This is a genomic window from Paenibacillus thiaminolyticus (assembly GCF_003591545.1).
Classification (GTDB): domain Bacteria; phylum Bacillota; class Bacilli; order Paenibacillales; family Paenibacillaceae; genus Paenibacillus_B; species Paenibacillus_B thiaminolyticus_A.
This window is the reverse complement of the sequence record NZ_QYZD01000051.1, coordinates 1-18433: the sequence shown is the minus strand read 5'-3', so window position 1 is coordinate 18433 and position 18433 is coordinate 1. Positions and strand designations below refer to the sequence as shown.

The following is an 18433-nucleotide window of genomic DNA, read 5'->3' as shown; positions in this document are numbered from 1 at the left end:
ATATATACTAAATGGGCTGGCTCATGAATGGACGCGCACATCGGATCCGGAAGATCTTTCCGGACATGCTGCTGTGCAACGCTCATTCCTTGCACAACTGAATATCACGGAATGCGGTTATCCCTCGTCAGGAGGTTCGTTCCTGGACAAGGAGGGGACCGGCCCTAATGCATGCATTGATGCGTTGTTGCAGGCAGCATGGCTTCCGTGTGCGGCGTCCTTCACGTACGCCGGCATAACGGAGGTTGGATTAGGATGTGTGGTATTGTCGGATATATCGGTGCAAGAAATTCTCAAGCTGTATTGTTGGATGGACTGAGCAAGCTGGAGTACCGTGGCTATGATTCGGCGGGCATTGCGGTATTTACCCCGGATGGGCTGCAGGTCAGCAAGGCCCAAGGCCGTCTGGCGGTGCTCGCTTCCCGGCTGGAAGCGCAGCCGTTGGAGGGGAGTGTCGGCATCGGACATACGCGTTGGGCGACGCATGGGAAGCCTTCGGATGAGAATTCTCATCCGCATACAGATGCTTCGCGGAAGTTCTCCGTCGTCCATAACGGGATCGTGGAGAACTATATGGAACTGAAGGAAGAGCTGATCGCGGAAGGGGTTCATTTCGTGTCGGATACCGATACGGAGGTGATCTCCCACCTGATCGCCCGGGAGTACGATGGGGACATCGTCAAGGCGGTCCAGCGAGCGACTTCCCATATGCGTGGCGCCTTCGCGTTGGCCGTGCTGACGGAATACGAGCCGGATAAGCTGGTGGCGGTACGTTTTGCCAGCCCGCTTGTCATCGGCATCGGCGATGGCGAGAATTTTATCGGGTCGGATATACCGGCAATTTTACAGTATACGCGTCGAGTCTATATTTTGAATGACGGAGAGATGGCGGTCCTTACCCGGGACGCTGTCGAATTGATGACACTGGAAGGGAATTTTATTTCTCGGGAAATGATTGTTGTCGATTGGGACGCGGTCACTGCAGAAAAAGGCGGATATGACCATTTCATGCTCAAAGAAATTCATGAGCAGCCCAAGGCGTATCGGGATACGATGCGCGGAAGAATTACAGAGGACCGCAGCGGCATCACGCTGCCTGAGCTCAATGTGCTCAGCGCGGAGAAGCTGCGGAGCATTCGCAATATCCACATTGTCGCTTGCGGCACTGCTTATCATGCAGGTCTGGTTGGACGGACCCTCATTGAGCAGTGCACAAGCATCCCGGTCGAGACGGATGTCGCGTCGGAGTATCGGTACCGCTCGCCGATTATTACCCCGGAGACGCTGGTCATCGTGGTAAGCCAGTCGGGAGAGACGGCCGATACTCTTGCTGCTCTGCGGGAAGCGAAGCGTTGCGGCGCCGCTGTGATGGCCATTACGAACGCGGTCGGCAGCTCGGTCGCCCGCGAAGCGGATGACACGATCATTACGTGGGCCGGTCCGGAGATCGCGGTCGCTTCGACGAAGGCGTACACTTCGCAGCTGATTGCCTTCATGCTGTTCAGCTTGTACGCTGCCCAGACGCTGGGCACGAAGGACCAAGCCTGGATCCGGAAGCAGCTTGCTGCAATGCAGGCCTTGCCTGAGCAGGTCGAGCGCATCCTGGAGCAGGCTGGCGAACTGAAGCGGGTAGCCGAGGAGATGGCGGGTCACGAGCATCTGTTCTTCATCGGACGCGGCCTTGATTACGCCGTAGCGCTCGAAGGCTCGCTCAAGCTGAAGGAGATCTCGTACATTCATTCTGAAGCCTATGCGGCCGGGGAATTGAAGCATGGTACACTAGCTCTGATCGAAGAAGGCGTGCCTGTCATCGCGCTTGCGACCCAGTCTGCGCTCTTGGAGAAGACGGTGAGCAACATCAAGGAAGTGAAGGCTCGCGGCGGAGTCGTCTTCGCGGTCACCGACGAAGCGAACGCCCCGGCGCTGCAGAAGGCGGTCGACGGCATCTTCGTCGTCCCGGCTACGCTGCCGCTGCTGGCGCCGGCTCTCGCCGTCGTGCCGCTGCAGCTTATCGCGTATTACGCGAGCCTGGCCCGCGGCAATGACGTCGACAAGCCGCGCAATCTGGCGAAGAGCGTGACGGTGGAGTAAAAAGAAAAATAAAGTTTTAGACTTTTCATTATTGTCTAGTGACATTATAGTCAGTAACTAGACATTATAGTTGGTAACCAGACATTATAGTTAGTTACCATATATAAGTGTCTGGTAATTAAAAAAATGTGGAACTATATAATGTTGTGCCGACCTAATAAAATTACTGGTCGGCACAATTTTTTCTTTTAGTTTCTGATTGTTCTATTATATAAACTTGATTCCGATTTTTTTAGTAATATTATTAAAGCTCATCTACCTATGTTCTTGCTTTCTTTATAAGTCTAAATCCTACGCGGTTAGTATGCTCCTCATTTTTCACCAATAGCTTATAAACTTCTAGTACAGGTACGGTACGAATGGAAATGTAAACCCCAACTGCAATCAACGCTACGCAAATCGGATTATACGGTACTAACAACCCTAAAGCGATATCCTTTCTTTCCAAAAAGGGCAGTGCACTAGAAATACCTGCAATAAAGGCAGCGATCATAATAGGTGCATATCTCTTCTTGCTATTCTCACCAATAACCGTGGCTGTTACTAGCATACCGATTCCTAGTACCGCCAAAATTATTATAAGAAATGTATATGTAGATGGATCATCTTTAAATACTATATAAGGTATTGTAGCTAAAATAAGCAAACTGATACCTGCAGACACATACTTCGAGGTGCTCCGTTCATGAAAATACCCTTCTGTCATTTTCTTTGCTTACATAATAGACATGTTCATTCTCATAATGTTGCTCAACTGTAATCAACAGATACTTCGAAGATATTCCCTATCATGAGAAATCTCTCAGTTTCAGGAAACCCTTGACCATTCTCCCATTTACTAATTGCTTGTCTCGTCGTGTTTAGTTTTTCTGCCAGCATTTCTTGAGAAAGTGTCAGATGATAAAAAAGTCGTGAACCAGTAAAAGATGTCTTGAACCAGCAAAAGATGTTGTGAACCAGTAAAAAATGTTGTGAACCGATATGTATGATGATTGAACATCTAGAAGGGAGCCCGCGGAATGATCGTGGCTCCCTTTTTTTATGTACATGACAATTCATGATAGGTGGTGAATTTGTGAGCGACATTGGCTATAGAATCAAATGTATCCGCAAAGAGAATAATTTAAACCAAATTCAATTTGCAAAAAGTATAGGGATTTCTCAAGGGAACCTTAGTGAAATTGAATTGGGATATAGTAATCCGTCAGCGGAAACATTAATATCTATTCGAACACATTATAATGTGAATTTAAATTGGTTATTAACTGGAATCGCTACAGAAGATGGGACGACATATGAAGATGAATTCGAGAAAAGGCTGATTGAAGTTTTTAGAAATATTGATGATTATGAAAAGAACGAAATAATTGAATTTACACGAGTGAAAATAAATTTAAGATCAATACAGTAGTTCAATGGAAATACATGACTTTTGCCTAGATTAAGAAAAAACTCTTATTAGAGAATTACATACTAACTATAACGCTCCATAACGGTGGCAGGACGACTGGGATGTGGGCAGATGCACCTAGGTAAAATAAAGGAGGAAATAGTCATGATAATTGATACAGCCAGTGTAATTTACCCATTACCAACAGATGAGTTATTTGAAAGAAAGGAGAAATTTTGGAGAGTTGAACTCCCAATTGACTATGTGAATTTTTTGAAAGAAAATAATGGAGCAAGAACGAATGAAGGGGCATTTGAATGTAATGGTCGTGAGTATGCAATCGACCGTTTTCTATGTTTATTGGATGCACCTAGAGAAAATGAGTTAGGTATGTATGATATTGATGTTACACTAACTCAAATAGAGGATAGATTAACTGATAATGAAGACTTAATTGGTGTCGATATTTTACCGATTGTAGTATTATTTGCAGGTGATTTTGTATGCCTGGACTTTACAAAAGATAAGAAAAATCCTAGTGTGCTCGTCTGGGATAACGAAAAATCGGCTGAACTAGAACCAGTAACATATTTTGTAGCAGATACTTTTAGTGAGTTTATTTCAACCGTCAAATAAACATTCATGATCTCCCAATCGCAAAGGTTGGAGGAAAATGAATGATAATGTAATCAGTATACCAAGTGACGAATTGTAATATGAGCCGTGACAGTTTCCAGTCAGTAAAAAAAAGCTCATTGTCGATTCGTGTAAAATTGAGGTCTGTCCATATTTTTTGTGTAGACTATAGCCCAGTAACAAATTAGTACAGTACAACCAACAAATCAATCACTAAATTTTGACGACACTTAATAAAACTTTCAAAGGCTTATTCCAATTTGGACGATAAGGAGGAATAAGCTTTTTTCATGCCCAGAATCAAATGAGGAAAAGATGGGGAAATATTCAGGCCAGACACGTTGTTGACCACGAGTTATGCAGACACCGTAAAGGTGGGCAAGAAAACAGCGAAGGTTAAATTCTCTAATATGACTGATGACAGAAGAAACAACTTTGCTCTGGTGGATGAAAAACTGGCTAAAGAATGGTCGACTCCTGAGAAACAGTGGACTAAAGAAGATATTGCAGATTGGCGAGAAGATAATAAATATACTTGGCATGAACTTAACGACCTTGAGACAATGCAGTTAGTACCAAGCAAAATAAATGGTACGTATACCCATTTGGGTGGGGTTGGGGAACATAAAATCAAAGTTAAGCTGGAGAATAATGCTTTATGGATAAGTTGAATCATGAACTATTTGGTGAAATTTCTTATGATTTATATTGGAGTGGGCAGCAGAAAATAAAAATATTTAGAAAAGACAGAGTCATTATTTTAAGTATTGATGGAAACGAAGAAGGCGAGTTTCAAGAGCCACAAAAAGAAGCCTATATTAATTTTATTGATAATATGGAAAATATTATAAAACAATACGGAAGAAGCTATCTTGGATTATTATCAAGAAGTATACATGGAATATAGAGATATGGTGGGGGCAGATAAGGCAAACAAGATTGCTTCAATTATTGAAAATAAAGAGGAATTGGGTAATTTGGTTGAACCTACTCAATTAATTGTTAGAAGAGTAAGGAATAATGGTATTAGAAGACTTGGATTACTTTTTGATTGCACATGGGACATAGAACATGGACTTGCAGTAAAGATTGAGGATGAAGAAGTAGTTGAGGTTGGTTTCCAGGATATAGTTCTCTAAATTGATGTTGGTTGTCAAGCTGGGGTATACTTTTGTGCAAACTCATTTATAGCCCCAGCAACAAGTTTCGTACAATACAACAAATAAATTAATTGCTAAATTTGACAACATTCGATAAACTTTCGAAGGCTTATTCAGCTTATTCCAACTTGATCAATAAGGAGGAATAAGCTTTTTTCATGCCAAGAATACGAGAAGATCGAGCTGAACGCGGAGAAGCGGCAGCAATTTCCGCAGATGATGAGCGCATTCGAGCAGGAGTTGGCGAGGGATGGGGAGCAGGTTGTCGGAACTCGCAGGATAGCAGCCAATCAAGCAGTACAGGCAAATTCTTTCTCAAATCTTCAAACCTATGTCGATGAAGCGCCAGGAATACCGCCCCAAAGGTGTGGAAGCGCTAAGCGATGCAGCAGAGGCAGCAGCTAGTGCCAGAAAGATTCCAGACGGAAATGGACGCAAGGGAAAGCTTATTCATCTATTGGACTCTGACCTAGAGAGAAAGAGCGTACTGCCGAAGGATGGCAAGGCGAAAATCCATGCGAAGAGCCTTGTGGAGAAGGTCGACAGTCTGGAGTCCGAGATTGCCAAGCTGCTCGGGAGGATGCCGAAATCGTTGGCGGAGCGAATGCCGTTCAAGGTTGGCTATGTACAGCATGCAGGGACGAACCGACGGACTCCTGTCCTTTTCAAAAACGAAAATTCTCCTATGTTCACAGGACTGTCGTTACCGAGGGAAAAGGTGAAAAAGCAACCGAAGATGAACATCTATGCTTTTCACAAGGACAAATCGATCCAGTCGTTTAAGGACACCATTCGAGCCCGAACGCACAGACGAATTCCACTCACCGTCTTTGAACTCATTGACTCCATCAACCCTGTTATACGGGGATGGGGCAACTACTTCCAACATGGGGTGGAAAAAGTTGCATGAATCCGTCTTCTACTCCAAGTACAAATTGGTAAACCTCCTGTCGTTATTACCAGACTTGAACCTACGGACTGCACCCAGAGGGTGACATGAAGGAAAGCGGATTGCGGGAAAACTGCATGATCCGTTTGAAAGAGCGGACGGAGGAAGGCACAAGCCGACCTCCTTCGACTCTACACCGAGGAACGCAGGACAACACAACCTGCGGGAGGAAAGGAGCCCTGCTTTGTTCATGTTTCTTAAGGTGGTACGAGTCAGTGAATGCCAAACGGCTAACGACACCAAAGGAAAACGTTCAACAACTCCAAGAGAAACTAGGTCATGCGGCCAAGGAAAGCAAGAAGCGAAGATTTCACGCTCTGTATGACAAGGTCTACCGGTTAGACATCCTGTGGGAAGCATGGCGGAGAGTACGAGCCGATATGGGCTCTGCTGAAATTGATGGGGAGACGCTAACTGATATTGAGAAGCAAGGAGAAATGTTCTTCGTGCACGAATGTCATCGACTTCTTAAAGAAGGCGACTACCATCCGCAACCCGTAAAGCGCCAATATATCCCCAAGAAGGATGCGGATCGGGCATACGAGATCATTCGAACGATAATGGAACGTCTGGAGTTAACGTTACACCTGACCAAAACGTGAATCGTCGGACTATGGACAGGAGAAGAAGGCTTCGACTTCCTAGGCATGCATCACCGAAAGACGAAGGCCGAAACTTCCGAAAGCCAAGTATATTATACGACCCAACAATGGCTGTGCTGTAAGGCAGAGGAGCGAATTAGGGAAGTCGTGAAGGAACGACTAGCCCCTGCGAATATGCGTCACAAATCATTCCAAGAACCTTTGGAATACTTAAACCCGAAAATACAGGGTTGGCGTAACTACTACGTTACGACCTACAGCCAAAGGAAGATGGCTAAACGTGACTGGTACATCCTTCAGCGACTCACAAAATAAAATGGTATGACAAGAAGCGTCAACGCGCTCGATGGAGGAGCTCATTACGCGAAGTGAAATCGTTCAATTCGGACTCAGAACGCTATTGTAATCTGCATGCACATGAATGACGAACATAGGAAAGCGTATGAGGGAAAACCTCACGTAAGGTTTGATGAGGAGAGGTAGAATTTATCTGCCCTTTACTCTAGCAGAGGCGCAGTGAAGACGGCGGGATACAAAACTATGCCGGCTGCCATCCGGGCGGACGCTGCGGCCAGCTTCCAGCCGGGCAGTCATCAGGTGTTCCAACCGAGTATCCAACGGATTTTCTAGCCGAATATCCAGCTGACCTCCAGTCACGTTTCCAGCCAGGCTTCCAGAAATTCGTCAGGTAATCATGTTAAGTTATCGAAAAACGCAAGGATTCGGAGCACCGGCAGAGAATGTATACAGGTAATATCCCCCAAATTGGCCGCCCTCCCTGAATGTCGACACGCGTCGAATTCCTCGATTGATGGCAAACCATTCCCAGCGTTTCTTCTTTATTCGCTCTTTTTAGGCAAAATATTTACACCTTATGTTGGAAAGACCGAATTTAACTAAAGCTTTACTGTACATTCTTCGAAATTTTGGTATAATTATACTTGGCTCACCTTTCCTATTATGCTAGAACATAGAATTGTAGGTTCTTTATACCTATTCAAGCTGTGCGCGAGAGACCAGTCCACTGGCTACCCAGAAAGCCGGCATGCGGGGACCGACAATTGTGGAAAATGACAGCCGAGAATATGTTGCTCCATGACGTCAGAAGGTTCAGAAAGGATGAAGCCAACCTTATCCCAATTCCGATGGAGGATGAAGCGCGTGAGCATTTTTGAAAAGCTGGAATCCAACGTAAGATCTTACTGCAGAAGCTTTCCGGTGGTATTCGACCGGGCCAAGGGGGACCTGTTATATTCTGAGGACGGAAGAGCATATATTGATTTTTTTGCAGGTGCTGGGGCACTGAATTACGGTCATAACAACGATTATATCAAGGACCGGGTTCTCGATTACTTGACCTCCGACCGGATTATGCACGGTCTGGATATGTATACAATGGCCAAGCGCGAATTCATCCAGAGCTTCTCGGAGCGGATCCTGGAGCCGAAGAAGCTGAATTACAAGCTTCAATTCTGCGGTCCGACGGGGACGAACGCGGTGGAAGCGGCCCTGAAGCTCGCACGCAAGGCGAAGAAGAGAACCGGGATATTCGCATTCATGGGCGGCTTCCACGGCATGTCGCTCGGCAGCCTGTCGGCGACAAGCTCCAAGTCCATGAGGGAAGGGGCGGGGCTTCCTCTGGGCGGAGTTACGTTCATGCCGCACCCGAGTGGGGCTTTCGCAGAAATGGATACGCTCGGCTATATCGAGAATATCCTGACTGATTCGCACTCCGGAATCGACAAGCCGGCCGCCATCCTGCTTGAAACGGTACAAGCCGAAGGCGGAATTCACGTCGTCGACGCGCAGTGGCTGCGAGGGCTACAGCAGCTTTGCCGCAGGCACGATATCCTGCTCATTACCGACGAGATTCAAGTCGGCTGCGGCCGGACAGGCGAATTCTTCTCCTTCGAACGTGCGGGGATCGAGCCGGATCTCATTACCCTGTCGAAGTCGATCAGCGGGTACGGCCTGCCAATGTCCCTCCTGCTGCTGAAGCCTGAACTGGATCTCTGGACGCCGGGCGAGCACAACGGCACCTTCCGCGGCAACCAGCTCGCTTTTGTGGCCGCCAAGGCCGCTCTCGAGTTCCGGGACAGAGCCGCCCTGGAAGCCGAGGTGAAGCAGAAGGAAGAGTTTGTACGCTCGTTCCTTGACAAAGAAATCAAGCCTCTGCATCCGTCGATCGCGATCCGCGGACTCGGCCTGATCTGGGGCATTGACGTCTCGGGCTTCACGGATGAAGCCGGGGCGAAGCGGATGACGGAGATCAGCTTCGAGAACGGGCTCATCATTGAAAGAGCCGGCAGAGGAGACCACGTGCTGAAGATCATGCCTCCGCTGACCGTCTCGATGGAGCATCTTGCCGCCGGCTGCGACATTATCAAGTCCAGTATACAGCAGGTGATCTCTCAGGAGACCCAGGATTTGCTGGTAACGACCTAAGTTCGGCCAAGCTGATGACCGCCCCGGCAAGAGGCACGGAAGTGCCTTCCGGGGGCCGTGTGGCCCTGATGTTAAGATAACGTTTTTACCCCATTGGAAGATTTTCTCCCCATGCTGCCTGCGGTACCGTCAGTCAGCATAGAATTCACCGCTAATCCAAGGGCTGTCCCGTTCATGCCATACGGAGCATTCTTTGAGCCTCATGCAGCGCCATCGTCACATCTAATCGTCAGGAAAAGCTAACTACCCCGCAGCCGGATCTTTACTTATCCACACCAGGGCTGCGGGGGAATACATAAATCGTACATAGAGTGTATCAATACCCCTTAAACATAGGCTTCGACAAAGGCAGTTCCGGTGCCGAATCCGGAGGTACGGCCGACTTCCTGCTGGCTGGCCGGAACCCTACAGCAAGCCTTACATCGACGGGAGGAACATCCCTTGTCCATCCACAAATCCAATTCCGAACCCAATATTAAACCAAAGCTCGTCTTCGGGCGGCTCGTCCGCAGCAAGCATATGAAGCAGAGGAGCCGGAAGTAGCCGCATCCCTTGCGTAGAACGATGCTCTTTGTTGTCTTTCACGCATGGGAGCCGAGTGGGACAGCTGCTAGGCAGAGGATTGCCGCATGCGATCAACTGGGCAAGCGAAGCGGTGACCTGGCGAAAGCCATTGATATTGTTGTCACATGTTTGAAAAGGCGGGGAGCAAGGCTGTAGCGTTGCTGCGGCATATGCTCCGCCGGATTGCTTTTACCGATGTAGAGAGGGGGACGATCCAGGTGGCTTTTGAAAAAGAAACGTTGTTTTGGAACGAAAAATTCGGTAGCGACGATTATACCTTGACGCGGCTGCCTTACAGCAAAGCTCCAAGCTCCCAGGCGCCCATTATGACAACCGTCGGCGGTTCGCTTTCGGAGAAAGCGGCGCAGCGCGTCCTTCAAATGAGCAAGGGCGCTCCGCTGGCCGCTTTTATGATTTTGCTCGCCGGTGTTCAGTCACTCTTGCATAAATATACAGGCGCTTCTGACATTCTGGTCGGCATGCCGGTTGTACGGAAACCGACGGAGACGCGCCGATCCGTTAATCATACGGTCATTTTGAAAAACTTGCTTTCGGCGGGTGCGACTTTTAAAACGCTTCTGAGCGAGCTGAGGACTTCCTTGCCGGAAACAATTCAGCATCAACATATTCCGTTCTTGAAAATGACGGAGAAGCTGAACCTGCAATATGCAGACGGGATACCCGTCATCCATACGCTAGTATCCCTTAAGGAGCTGCATCTGGACGAAATTGGGCAAAACGTGGTCACGGATTGTTCCTTTGAATTCAGCTTAACCGGCGGGACGATACAGCTAGCGCTGTCATATAACGAGCACTTATATGACTCCAAGTTCATGACTCGGGTCGTCGGCCATCTGAATCGCCTGCTGGCCGTGGGGCTTCACGAGTTGGAGCTGGACATCGTGCGGGTGGACATGTTGTCGGAGGACGAGAAATTTCAATTGCTGCAAAGCTTTAACGATACCGAGAAGGACTATCCCCGTGATCGGACGATTCATCAGCTCGTGGAGGAGCAGGTGAAGCGGGTGCCCGAAGCAACGGCGGTTGTCTTTGAGGGGCGGCGGCTTTCGTACGCGGAGCTGAACGAACGGGCGAACAGGCTGGCGCGGACGCTGCGATCGGTCGGCGTGCTGCCCAATCAGCTGGTAGGCTTGATGGCCAGGAGATCGCTGGAGACGGTCGTTGGCATTCTGGCGGTTCTGAAAGCTGGCGGTGCCTACGTGCCGATCGACCCGGAATACCCGGAAGAACGCATCCGCTACATTCTGGAGAACTCGAACGCGCAGCTGCTGCTGACTCAAAGGGAGCTGCAGCAGCAGGTGCCGTTCGAAGGGACCGTGTTGGCGCTGGATGACGAGCAGGCCTACAGCGACGATGGAACGAACCTGGAGCCGGCCAGCGGTCCGAATGATCTGGCTTATGTCATCTATACGTCAGGTACGACGGGCAAACCCAAAGGGGTCATGCTGGAGCATCGCGGTTTGGTCAGCTTGAAGCTGATGTTCGCGGACAGGCTGGGCATCACGGAGCATGACCGGATCGTTCAATTCGCCAGCCTGTCGTTCGACGCGTCCTGCTGGGAAGTGTTCAAAGCGCTCTATTTTGGCGCGGCTTTGTACATCCCGACGGCCGAGACGATTCTCGACAACCGCCTGTTCGAGAGTTATATGAACGAGCATGCGATTACGGCGGCGATTTTGCCTCCGACGTACAGCGCTTATTTGAACCCGGACCGCCTTCCCAGCTTAACGAAGCTCGTAACGGGAGGCTCGGCGGTATCGGCCGAATTCGTGCAGCAGTGGAAACCGAAGGTCCACTATTTCAATGCTTACGGCCCTACCGAAGCTTCGATTGTTACGACGCTTTGGGATGCGGATGAGGAGCAGCCGGAGCGCAGAGTCATTCCGATCGGGCGCCCGCTGGCCAATCACCGGATTTTTATTTTGGATGCCCACCTGCAGCTTGTGCCTCCGGGAGTGGACGGCGAGCTGTGCGTGGCAGGCGTGGGGCTTGCGAGAGGTTACCTGAACCATCCAGAGCTGACGGCAGAGAAGTTCGTGGAACATCCGTTTGCGCCGGGAGAACGCCTTTACCGGACGGGAGATCTCGCCCGCTGGCTGCCGGACGGAAATATTGAGTACTTGGGCCGGATCGACCATCAGGTGAAAATCCGTGGATTTCGGATCGAGATCGGCGAGATTGAAGAGCAGCTTCTGAAGATCGACTCCGTGCAGGAGACGATGGTAATCGCGCGGGAAGGCAAAAGCGGGCAAGAATTGTGCGCTTACCTGGTCGCGGGCCGCCCGCTTACGCTCGGCGAGCTGAGAAGCGCGCTGGCGCAAAAATTGCCGAATTACATGATTCCGGCGCATTTTGTTCAGCTTCCGCGGATGCCGCTCACGCCGAACGACAAAATCGACCGCAAGGCTTTGCCCGCCCCAGAAGGAAACGCGCTGACCGGCGGCGCGTACGTAGCTCCCCGCAATGAAGCCGAGCGGACGCTTGCCGATGTGTGGCAGGCGGTATTGAACACCGATCGCGTTGGGGTAACGGATCATTTCTTCGAGCTGGGCGGAGACTCGATCAAGTCCATTCAAGTATCTTCGCGGCTTCATCAAGCTGGGTACAAGCTGGAAATCCGGGATTTGTTCAAATATCCGACTATTTCACAGCTCAGCCTGCATGTGAAACCGATCGGACATACCATCGATCAAGGCGAAGTAACGGGTGAAACGGCGCTGACACCGATTCAGCATTGGTTTTTCGAGAGCTCCTTTGCGGACCCGCATCATTTCAACCAGTCGGTGATGCTGTACCGGAAGGAACGCTTCGACGAAGAGACGGTGCGTCAGGTGCTGCAAAAGCTGGCCGAGCATCATGACGCCTTGCGGATGGTGTTCCGCAAAACGGAACAAGGGTTTAGCCAGCGGAACCGCGCGATTCAGGAAGGCGGGCTGTTCACGCTGGACGTGTTCGACTTCAAGGGTGCGGAGAATACCGCACAGGCTGTGGAAGCGAAGGCAACGGATATTCAAGCGGGCATCGATCTGGAGAAAGGGCCCCTCGTGAAGGCGGGACTGTTCCGGTGCGCGGACGGCGATCATTTACTGCTCGCGGTTCATCATGCCGTGGTGGACGGCGTGTCTTGGCGCATTTTGATGGAGGATTTCGCTCTGGGTTACGAGCAGGCCGGCAAAAGCGAGGAAATTCGTTTCCCGGCGAAAACGGATGCGTACCGCACTTGGTCCGAGCAGCTGGCCGCTTACGCGCAAAGCCCGGAGATGGCAAAGGAACGGGCTTATTGGCAGGCCGTGGAACAAATTGCGGTTCCGGCCTTGCCGAAGGATCTGGAGGCGGACGTTACGACGCAGCAGGACAGCGAATCGCTGTTCGTCCGTTTGACTCCCGAAGAAACGGAGCTGCTGCTGAAGCGGGTTCACCGGGCCTACAACACCGAAATGAACGATATTTTGGTAACGGCGCTCGGCATAGCCGTTCGCAAGTGGACGGGACACGAACGGGTGCGGATCAATCTCGAAGGACACGGACGCGAATCGATCGGAACGGATATCGACATCACGCGCACAGTCGGCTGGTTTACGACCAAGTTTCCGGTCGTCCTGGAGCCGGAAACCAACCGGGATTTGGCCTATCAGATTAAACAGGTCAAGGAAAGCTTGCGCCGCATTCCGAACAAGGGGCTTGGGTACGGTGTATGCCGCTATCTCTCCAAATCGGAGGATGGCTTTGTTTGGGGCGCAGAGCCGGAAATTAATTTTAACTACCTCGGCCAGTTCGACGATGATGTCAATCAGGACGAGATCGGCATATCTTCTTATTCCAGCGGAAACCCGGCCAGCGACCGGCAGGCCCGCAGCTTTGTGCTGGATATCAACGGCATGGTGCTGGACGGCGCTCTATCGCTCGATCTCAGCTACAGCCGGAAGCAGTATCGCAAGGAAACGATGGAAGCCTTCGCTCAGCGGCTTGAGCAAAGTCTCCGAGAGCTCATTACCCACTGCGCAGGCAAAGAACACACCGAATTGACGCCGAGCGATGTGCAATTTAAAGGCTTGACCATCGCGGAATTGGAGCAAATCGGCCAGCGCTCGGGCCATGTCGGGGAAATCGAAAATATTTACTCGCTTACGCCGATGCAGAAGGGCATGTGGTTCCACAGCGCGCTTGACCGGCAAACGGCCGCTTACTTCGAGCAAACGCGGTTTACGATGCGGGGAGCGCTTGACGTCCAGCTTTTCGAGAGGAGCTGGATGGAGCTTGCGAAACGTCATCTGGTGCTGCGGGCGAATTTTGTGAAAGGACCAGCGGGCGAGCCGTTGCAAATCATATACCGCGACAAGCCGGTCGGTTTTGAATATGAAGAGCTGCTTCACTTGCAGTCGGACGAGAAACAAGCGTATTTGGATAAAAAGGCCAAGGATGACAAGCTTCGCGGCTTCGACATGGAACATGACGCGCTCGTTCGGATTACGATCCTGCGCACCGAAGAGCAGAGCTATCATGTGCTGTGGAGTTTCCAGCATATTTTGATGGACGGCTGGTGCCTGCCGCAACTGACGCAGGAGCTGTTTGAGACGTACTCGGCCTTGGCATCCGGCAAGCAGCCAGCGGGAGATAAGGGATCGGATTATGGCGCTTATATCGAATGGTTGGAGAAACAGGACGATCAGGCGGCATCCGGCTATTGGACGGCGTTCCTGGCAGGTTACGAAGGGCAAACCGTACTCCCGGGGCAAAAGGAAGCGCAGCCGAACGGCAGATTTACGGCTGATCACGTCACCGCCGAGCTGGGCAAGGACTTGAGCGAGCGGATGGACCGGGTGGCGAAAGAGCGTCTGGTTACGGTCAATACGCTGCTGCAAGCCGCTTGGGGCGTGATGCTGCAAAAATATAACGGAACAAACGATGCCGTATTCGGCAGCGTCGTGGCCGGAAGACCGGCGGAAATCCCGGGCATTGAGTCCATGATCGGGCTGTTCATCAATACGGTGCCGGTCCGCGTCACGAGCGAAGGGGACACCGTGTTCGCCGACCTGATGGCGAAGCTCCAAGAGCGGGCGCTGGAGTCCGGGCGTTATGATTACTATCCGCTGTATGAAATTCAAGCCCGCAGCGTGCAAAAGCAAAACCTGATCAACCATATCATCGCTTTCGAGAACTATCCGGTGGACGAGCAGATGGAGCAGGCGGGCGACCAGCAGCACGGCGACCTGACGATCACTGACGTTCAGATGGAGGAGCAGACGAACTATAACTTCAACGTGACCGTGGTGCCGGGAGCTGAGATCGAAATTCGGTTCGACTTTAACGCCGAAGTGTTCGATAAAGACAGCATCGAACGGCTCAAGGGGCATCTCGTCCATCTGCTGGAGCAGGTGACGGATAACCCGGAAATTACCGTGGGTGAGCTGGAACTTGTGACGGAGGCGGAAAAGGCCGACCTTCTCGGACGTTTTAACGACACCACTACGGAATTTCCGCGCCGGAAGACGCTCATTCAATTGTTCGAAGAGCAGGCGGAGCTTTACCCGGACAACGTGGCCGCCGTCATGAACGAGCGGCAGCTGACCTACCGTGAGCTGAACGAGCGATCCAACCGCCTTGCGTGGAAGCTGCGGGAGACGGGAGTAGAAGCGGACCAACTGGTAGCGATTCTGGCCGAACGCTCCCTTGATATGGTCGTCGGCATTCTGGCGATTCTTAAAGCGGGCGGAGCCTACGTGCCTGTCGATCCCGACTACCCGGAGGAGCGCATCCGCTTCATGATTGAGGATTCGGGCGCGTCGTTATTGCTGATTCAAAAGCATCTGCACGAGAAGACCGACTTCGCAGGAACGCGCCTCGAATTGGATGATTTTGTTTGGGGCAACAGAGGGGCGGACTCCGAAGGTGCGCTGGACGCTTCGAACCTGGAGCCGATTTCCGGGCCGAGCAACCTGGCTTATGTCATCTACACGTCGGGAACGACCGGCAGACCGAAAGGAACGCTGATCGAGCATAAGAACGTCGTGCGCCTTCTGTTCAACGACAAGAACCTGTTCGACTTCGGGCCGTCCGACACGTGGACGCTGTTCCACTCGTTCTGCTTCGATTTCTCCGTCTGGGAAATGTACGGAGCACTGCTGTACGGAGGCAAGCTGGTCATCGTACCGCCGCTCACGGCGAAAAATCCGGCCGATTTCTTGGCGCTGCTGGGCCGCGAACAGGTCACGATTTTGAATCAGACGCCAACGTACTTCTACCAGCTGCTGCGTGAGGTCTTGGCGGACCATCCGTACGATCTGCGGATTCGCAACGTCATCTTCGGGGGCGAAGCGCTGAGTCCGCTGCTGCTCAAGGGCTTCAAGACGAAGTACCCGGAGACGAAGCTGATCAATATGTACGGCATTACCGAGACGACGGTTCACGTGACGTATAAGGAAATTACGTGGGTCGAAATGGAGGCGGCGAAGAGCAATATCGGCAAGCCGATCCCGACGCTGAGGGTGTACGTCCTGGATGAAAACCGCCGCCCAGTGCCGATCGGCGTAGCGGGCGAAATGTACGTGGCCGGGGAAGGCCTTGCGAGAGGATACCTGAACCGTCCGGATCTGACGGCGGAGAAGTTCGTCGATTCCCCGTTTGCGGAGGGGGAGAAGCTGTACCGCTCGGGCGACTTGGCGGCTTGGCTGCCGGACGGCAACATCGAATACCTGGGCCGGATCGACCACCAGGTCAAAATCCGCGGGTACCGGATCGAGCTGGACGAGATCGAGACGCAGCTTCTGAACGTCGAGGGCGTGGAAGAAGCGGTGGTGCTCGCCCGTCAGGACGGCGGGGGCGAGAAGGCGCTTGTCGCCTACTTTGTGGCGGACCGAACGCTGACGGTCAGCGAAATGAGAACCTCGCTGGCCCAGGGAATTCCGGGGTACATGATCCCGTCGTACTTCGTGCAGCTGGAGCGCATGCCGCTGACGACCAACGGCAAAGTGGACCGCAAAGCGCTGCCGGAGCCGCAAGGCGGCATACAAACGGGCGTCGAATACGTAGCGCCGCGTAACCGGACGGAGTCCCAGCTTGTGAAGATCTGGGAGGAAGTGCTGGGCTACTCCGGCATTGGAGTCCTGGACAATTTCTTCGAGCTCGGAGGCCACTCCTTGCGGGCGACGAACCTTGTCAGCAAGATTCAGAAGGAAATGAACGTCGAACTTCCGCTGCGCGACGTATTCCGCTACTCGACGATCGAAGAGATGGCTCTCGCCATCTCCCGGATCGGAGAGCAGTCGTTCTCGTCGATTCCGCTGGCAGGCGCAAGAGCATATTATCCGCTTTCCTCAGCTCAGAAGCGGCTGTTTATCCTGAATCAGCTGGAAGGGGCCGATCAGAGCTACAACATGCCGGGCGTGCTGCTGCTGGAAGGATCGATTGACCGGAGCCTGCTGGAGAAGGCTTTCCGCGGACTGATCGCACGGCACGAAACGCTGCGAACCGGCTTTGAGATCGTACAAGGCGAAGCAGTACAGCGCATTTACGAGAGCGTCGACTTTGCCGTCGAGTACCGTCATGCGAGCGAGGAAGAAGCACCTGAAGTCGTGCAGGCATTCATCCGGCCTTTCGACTTGACGAAGCCTCCGCTGCTGCGGGCGGAGCTCGTAGAGCTGGCAGCCGAACGTTATTTGCTGATGTTCGACATGCACCATATCGTCTCCGACGGGGTTTCAATGGACGTGTTAGTCGAGGAACTCGTTCGTCTGTACGGCGGCGAGTCGTTAGAGCCTTTGCGCATTCAATACAAGGACTATGCGGTATGGCAGCAGTCGGACGAGCAAAAAGTGCAGTTGAAACGCGAGGAAGCTTACTGGCTGGACCGTTACCGGGGCGAGCTGCCGGTTCTGGAAATGCCGACGGACTATCCGCGTCTTGCCGTGCAGAGCTTTGAGGGACAAACGCTGACGTCCTTCGTGGACGAGGCAACGAACGAAGGCTTGAAGCAGCTGGCCGCTCAAAGAGGAACGACGCTGTATATGGTGCTGCTTGCGGCATATACCGTGCTTTTGCATAAATACACAGGTCAGGACGATTTGATCGTCGGAACGTCGATTGCGGGCAGAACGCACGGAGACATGCAGCCTTTGATCGGAATGTTCGTCAATACGCTGGCGCTCCGCAATTATCCGGCTTCGGAGAAGACCTTCCTGTCGTATCTGGAAGAAGTGAAAGAAACGACCTTAGGCGCTTACGAGCATCAGAATTATCCGTTCGAAGAGCTCGTCGATAAAGTGCAGGTCAGCCGGGATTTGAGCCGCAACCCGCTGTTTGACACGATGTTCTCCCTGCAAAACTTGGAGGATAAAGAGTTTGAGCTGGAAGGGCTGAATTTGTCCTCGTACCCTAGCGAATACGGCACGGCCAAGTTCGACCTGAGTGTGGATGTTACGGAAGAAAACGGCGGCCTGGAGTGCAGCTTTGAATTCTCAACGGCTCTTTATAAAGAAAGCACGATCCGGCGGCTGTCGACTCATTTCGGACATTTGCTTGCGGCGATCGTAAGCCGTCCGGATGCGAAGATCGCCGAGCTGAACTTGCTGACGGCAGA

General features: G+C 51.7%; 11 protein-coding genes and 1 pseudogene. 11 read left to right on the top strand and 1 reads right to left on the bottom strand.

From position 1 onward, the window contains the following. The first annotated feature begins 255 nt into the window (after nucleotides 1–255). Nucleotides 256–2091 carry a glutamine--fructose-6-phosphate transaminase (isomerizing) gene (glmS, locus tag DQX05_RS28095; RefSeq protein WP_119796575.1) on the top strand — a complete coding sequence of 612 codons (1836 nt, stop codon included), beginning with the start codon at nucleotides 256–258 and terminating at the stop codon, nucleotides 2089–2091. Nucleotides 2092–2350: 259 nt separating this feature from the next. On the opposite strand, the pseudogene DQX05_RS28090 reads toward glmS, so the two are convergent. Further along, nucleotides 2351–2970, bottom strand: a pseudogene (locus tag DQX05_RS28090) (helix-turn-helix domain-containing protein). Nucleotides 2971–3166: 196 nt separating this feature from the next. Between DQX05_RS28090 and DQX05_RS28085 the strand changes: the two are divergent. The 10 genes from DQX05_RS28085 to DQX05_RS28045 form a co-directional block, all read left to right on the top strand. Continuing rightward, a complete protein-coding gene (locus DQX05_RS28085) occupies nucleotides 3167–3502 on the top strand; it encodes a helix-turn-helix domain-containing protein (RefSeq protein WP_182914942.1) in 336 nt (111 codons plus the stop codon). Between the two features lie 144 nt (nucleotides 3503–3646). Further along, complete coding sequence (locus tag DQX05_RS28080) at nucleotides 3647–4117, top strand: SMI1/KNR4 family protein (protein ID WP_119796573.1); 471 nt, start codon at nucleotides 3647–3649, stop codon at nucleotides 4115–4117. 374 nt (nucleotides 4118–4491) lie between these two features. Then, nucleotides 4492–4788 (top strand): HNH endonuclease, encoded by a 297-nt coding sequence (locus tag DQX05_RS32675; RefSeq protein WP_259392280.1) that lies wholly within the window; start codon nucleotides 4492–4494, stop codon nucleotides 4786–4788. Next, nucleotides 4776–5024, top strand: a complete 249-nt coding sequence (locus DQX05_RS32670) for a DUF6985 domain-containing protein (RefSeq protein WP_259392279.1) — start codon at nucleotides 4776–4778, stop codon at nucleotides 5022–5024. Before DQX05_RS32675 ends, DQX05_RS32670 begins: the two co-directional genes overlap by 13 nt. Beyond that, entirely contained in the window at nucleotides 4990–5256 is a 267-nt protein-coding gene (locus tag DQX05_RS32665; RefSeq protein WP_259392278.1) for a DUF6985 domain-containing protein, read from the top strand. Before DQX05_RS32670 ends, DQX05_RS32665 begins: the two co-directional genes overlap by 35 nt. A gap of 352 nt (nucleotides 5257–5608) precedes the next feature. Then, nucleotides 5609–6187: a group II intron maturase-specific domain-containing protein gene (locus DQX05_RS32660; RefSeq protein WP_259392277.1), complete on the top strand. Its 579-nt coding sequence runs from the start codon at nucleotides 5609–5611 to the stop codon at nucleotides 6185–6187. Between the two features lie 254 nt (nucleotides 6188–6441). Then, a complete protein-coding gene (locus DQX05_RS32655) occupies nucleotides 6442–6828 on the top strand; it encodes a reverse transcriptase family protein (protein ID WP_259392276.1) in 387 nt (128 codons plus the stop codon). A gap of 45 nt (nucleotides 6829–6873) precedes the next feature. Next, entirely contained in the window at nucleotides 6874–7143 is a 270-nt protein-coding gene (locus DQX05_RS32950) for a group II intron maturase-specific domain-containing protein (RefSeq protein ID WP_310735703.1), read from the top strand. An 846-nt stretch (nucleotides 7144–7989) separates the two neighbouring features. Then, nucleotides 7990–9273 (top strand): diaminobutyrate--2-oxoglutarate transaminase, encoded by a 1284-nt coding sequence (ectB, locus tag DQX05_RS28050; protein ID WP_111155905.1) that lies wholly within the window; start codon nucleotides 7990–7992, stop codon nucleotides 9271–9273. Between the two features lie 689 nt (nucleotides 9274–9962). Further along, nucleotides 9963–18433: non-ribosomal peptide synthetase (locus tag DQX05_RS28045; protein ID WP_119796571.1), on the top strand; the 8471-nt coding region annotated here is incomplete at its 3' end.

Coding starts and splice junctions, on each gene's coding strand:
- DQX05_RS28080 (WP_119796573.1), top strand. CDS start 3,647: ATGATAATTGATACAGCCAGTGTAATTTACCCATTACCAACAGATGAG.
- DQX05_RS32950 (WP_310735703.1), top strand. CDS start 6,874: ATGCATCACCGAAAGACGAAGGCCGAAACTTCCGAAAGCCAAGTATAT.
- DQX05_RS32660 (WP_259392277.1), top strand. CDS start 5,609: ATGTCGATGAAGCGCCAGGAATACCGCCCCAAAGGTGTGGAAGCGCTA.
- glmS (WP_119796575.1), top strand. CDS start 256: ATGTGTGGTATTGTCGGATATATCGGTGCAAGAAATTCTCAAGCTGTA.
- DQX05_RS32670 (WP_259392279.1), top strand. CDS start 4,776: ATGGATAAGTTGAATCATGAACTATTTGGTGAAATTTCTTATGATTTA.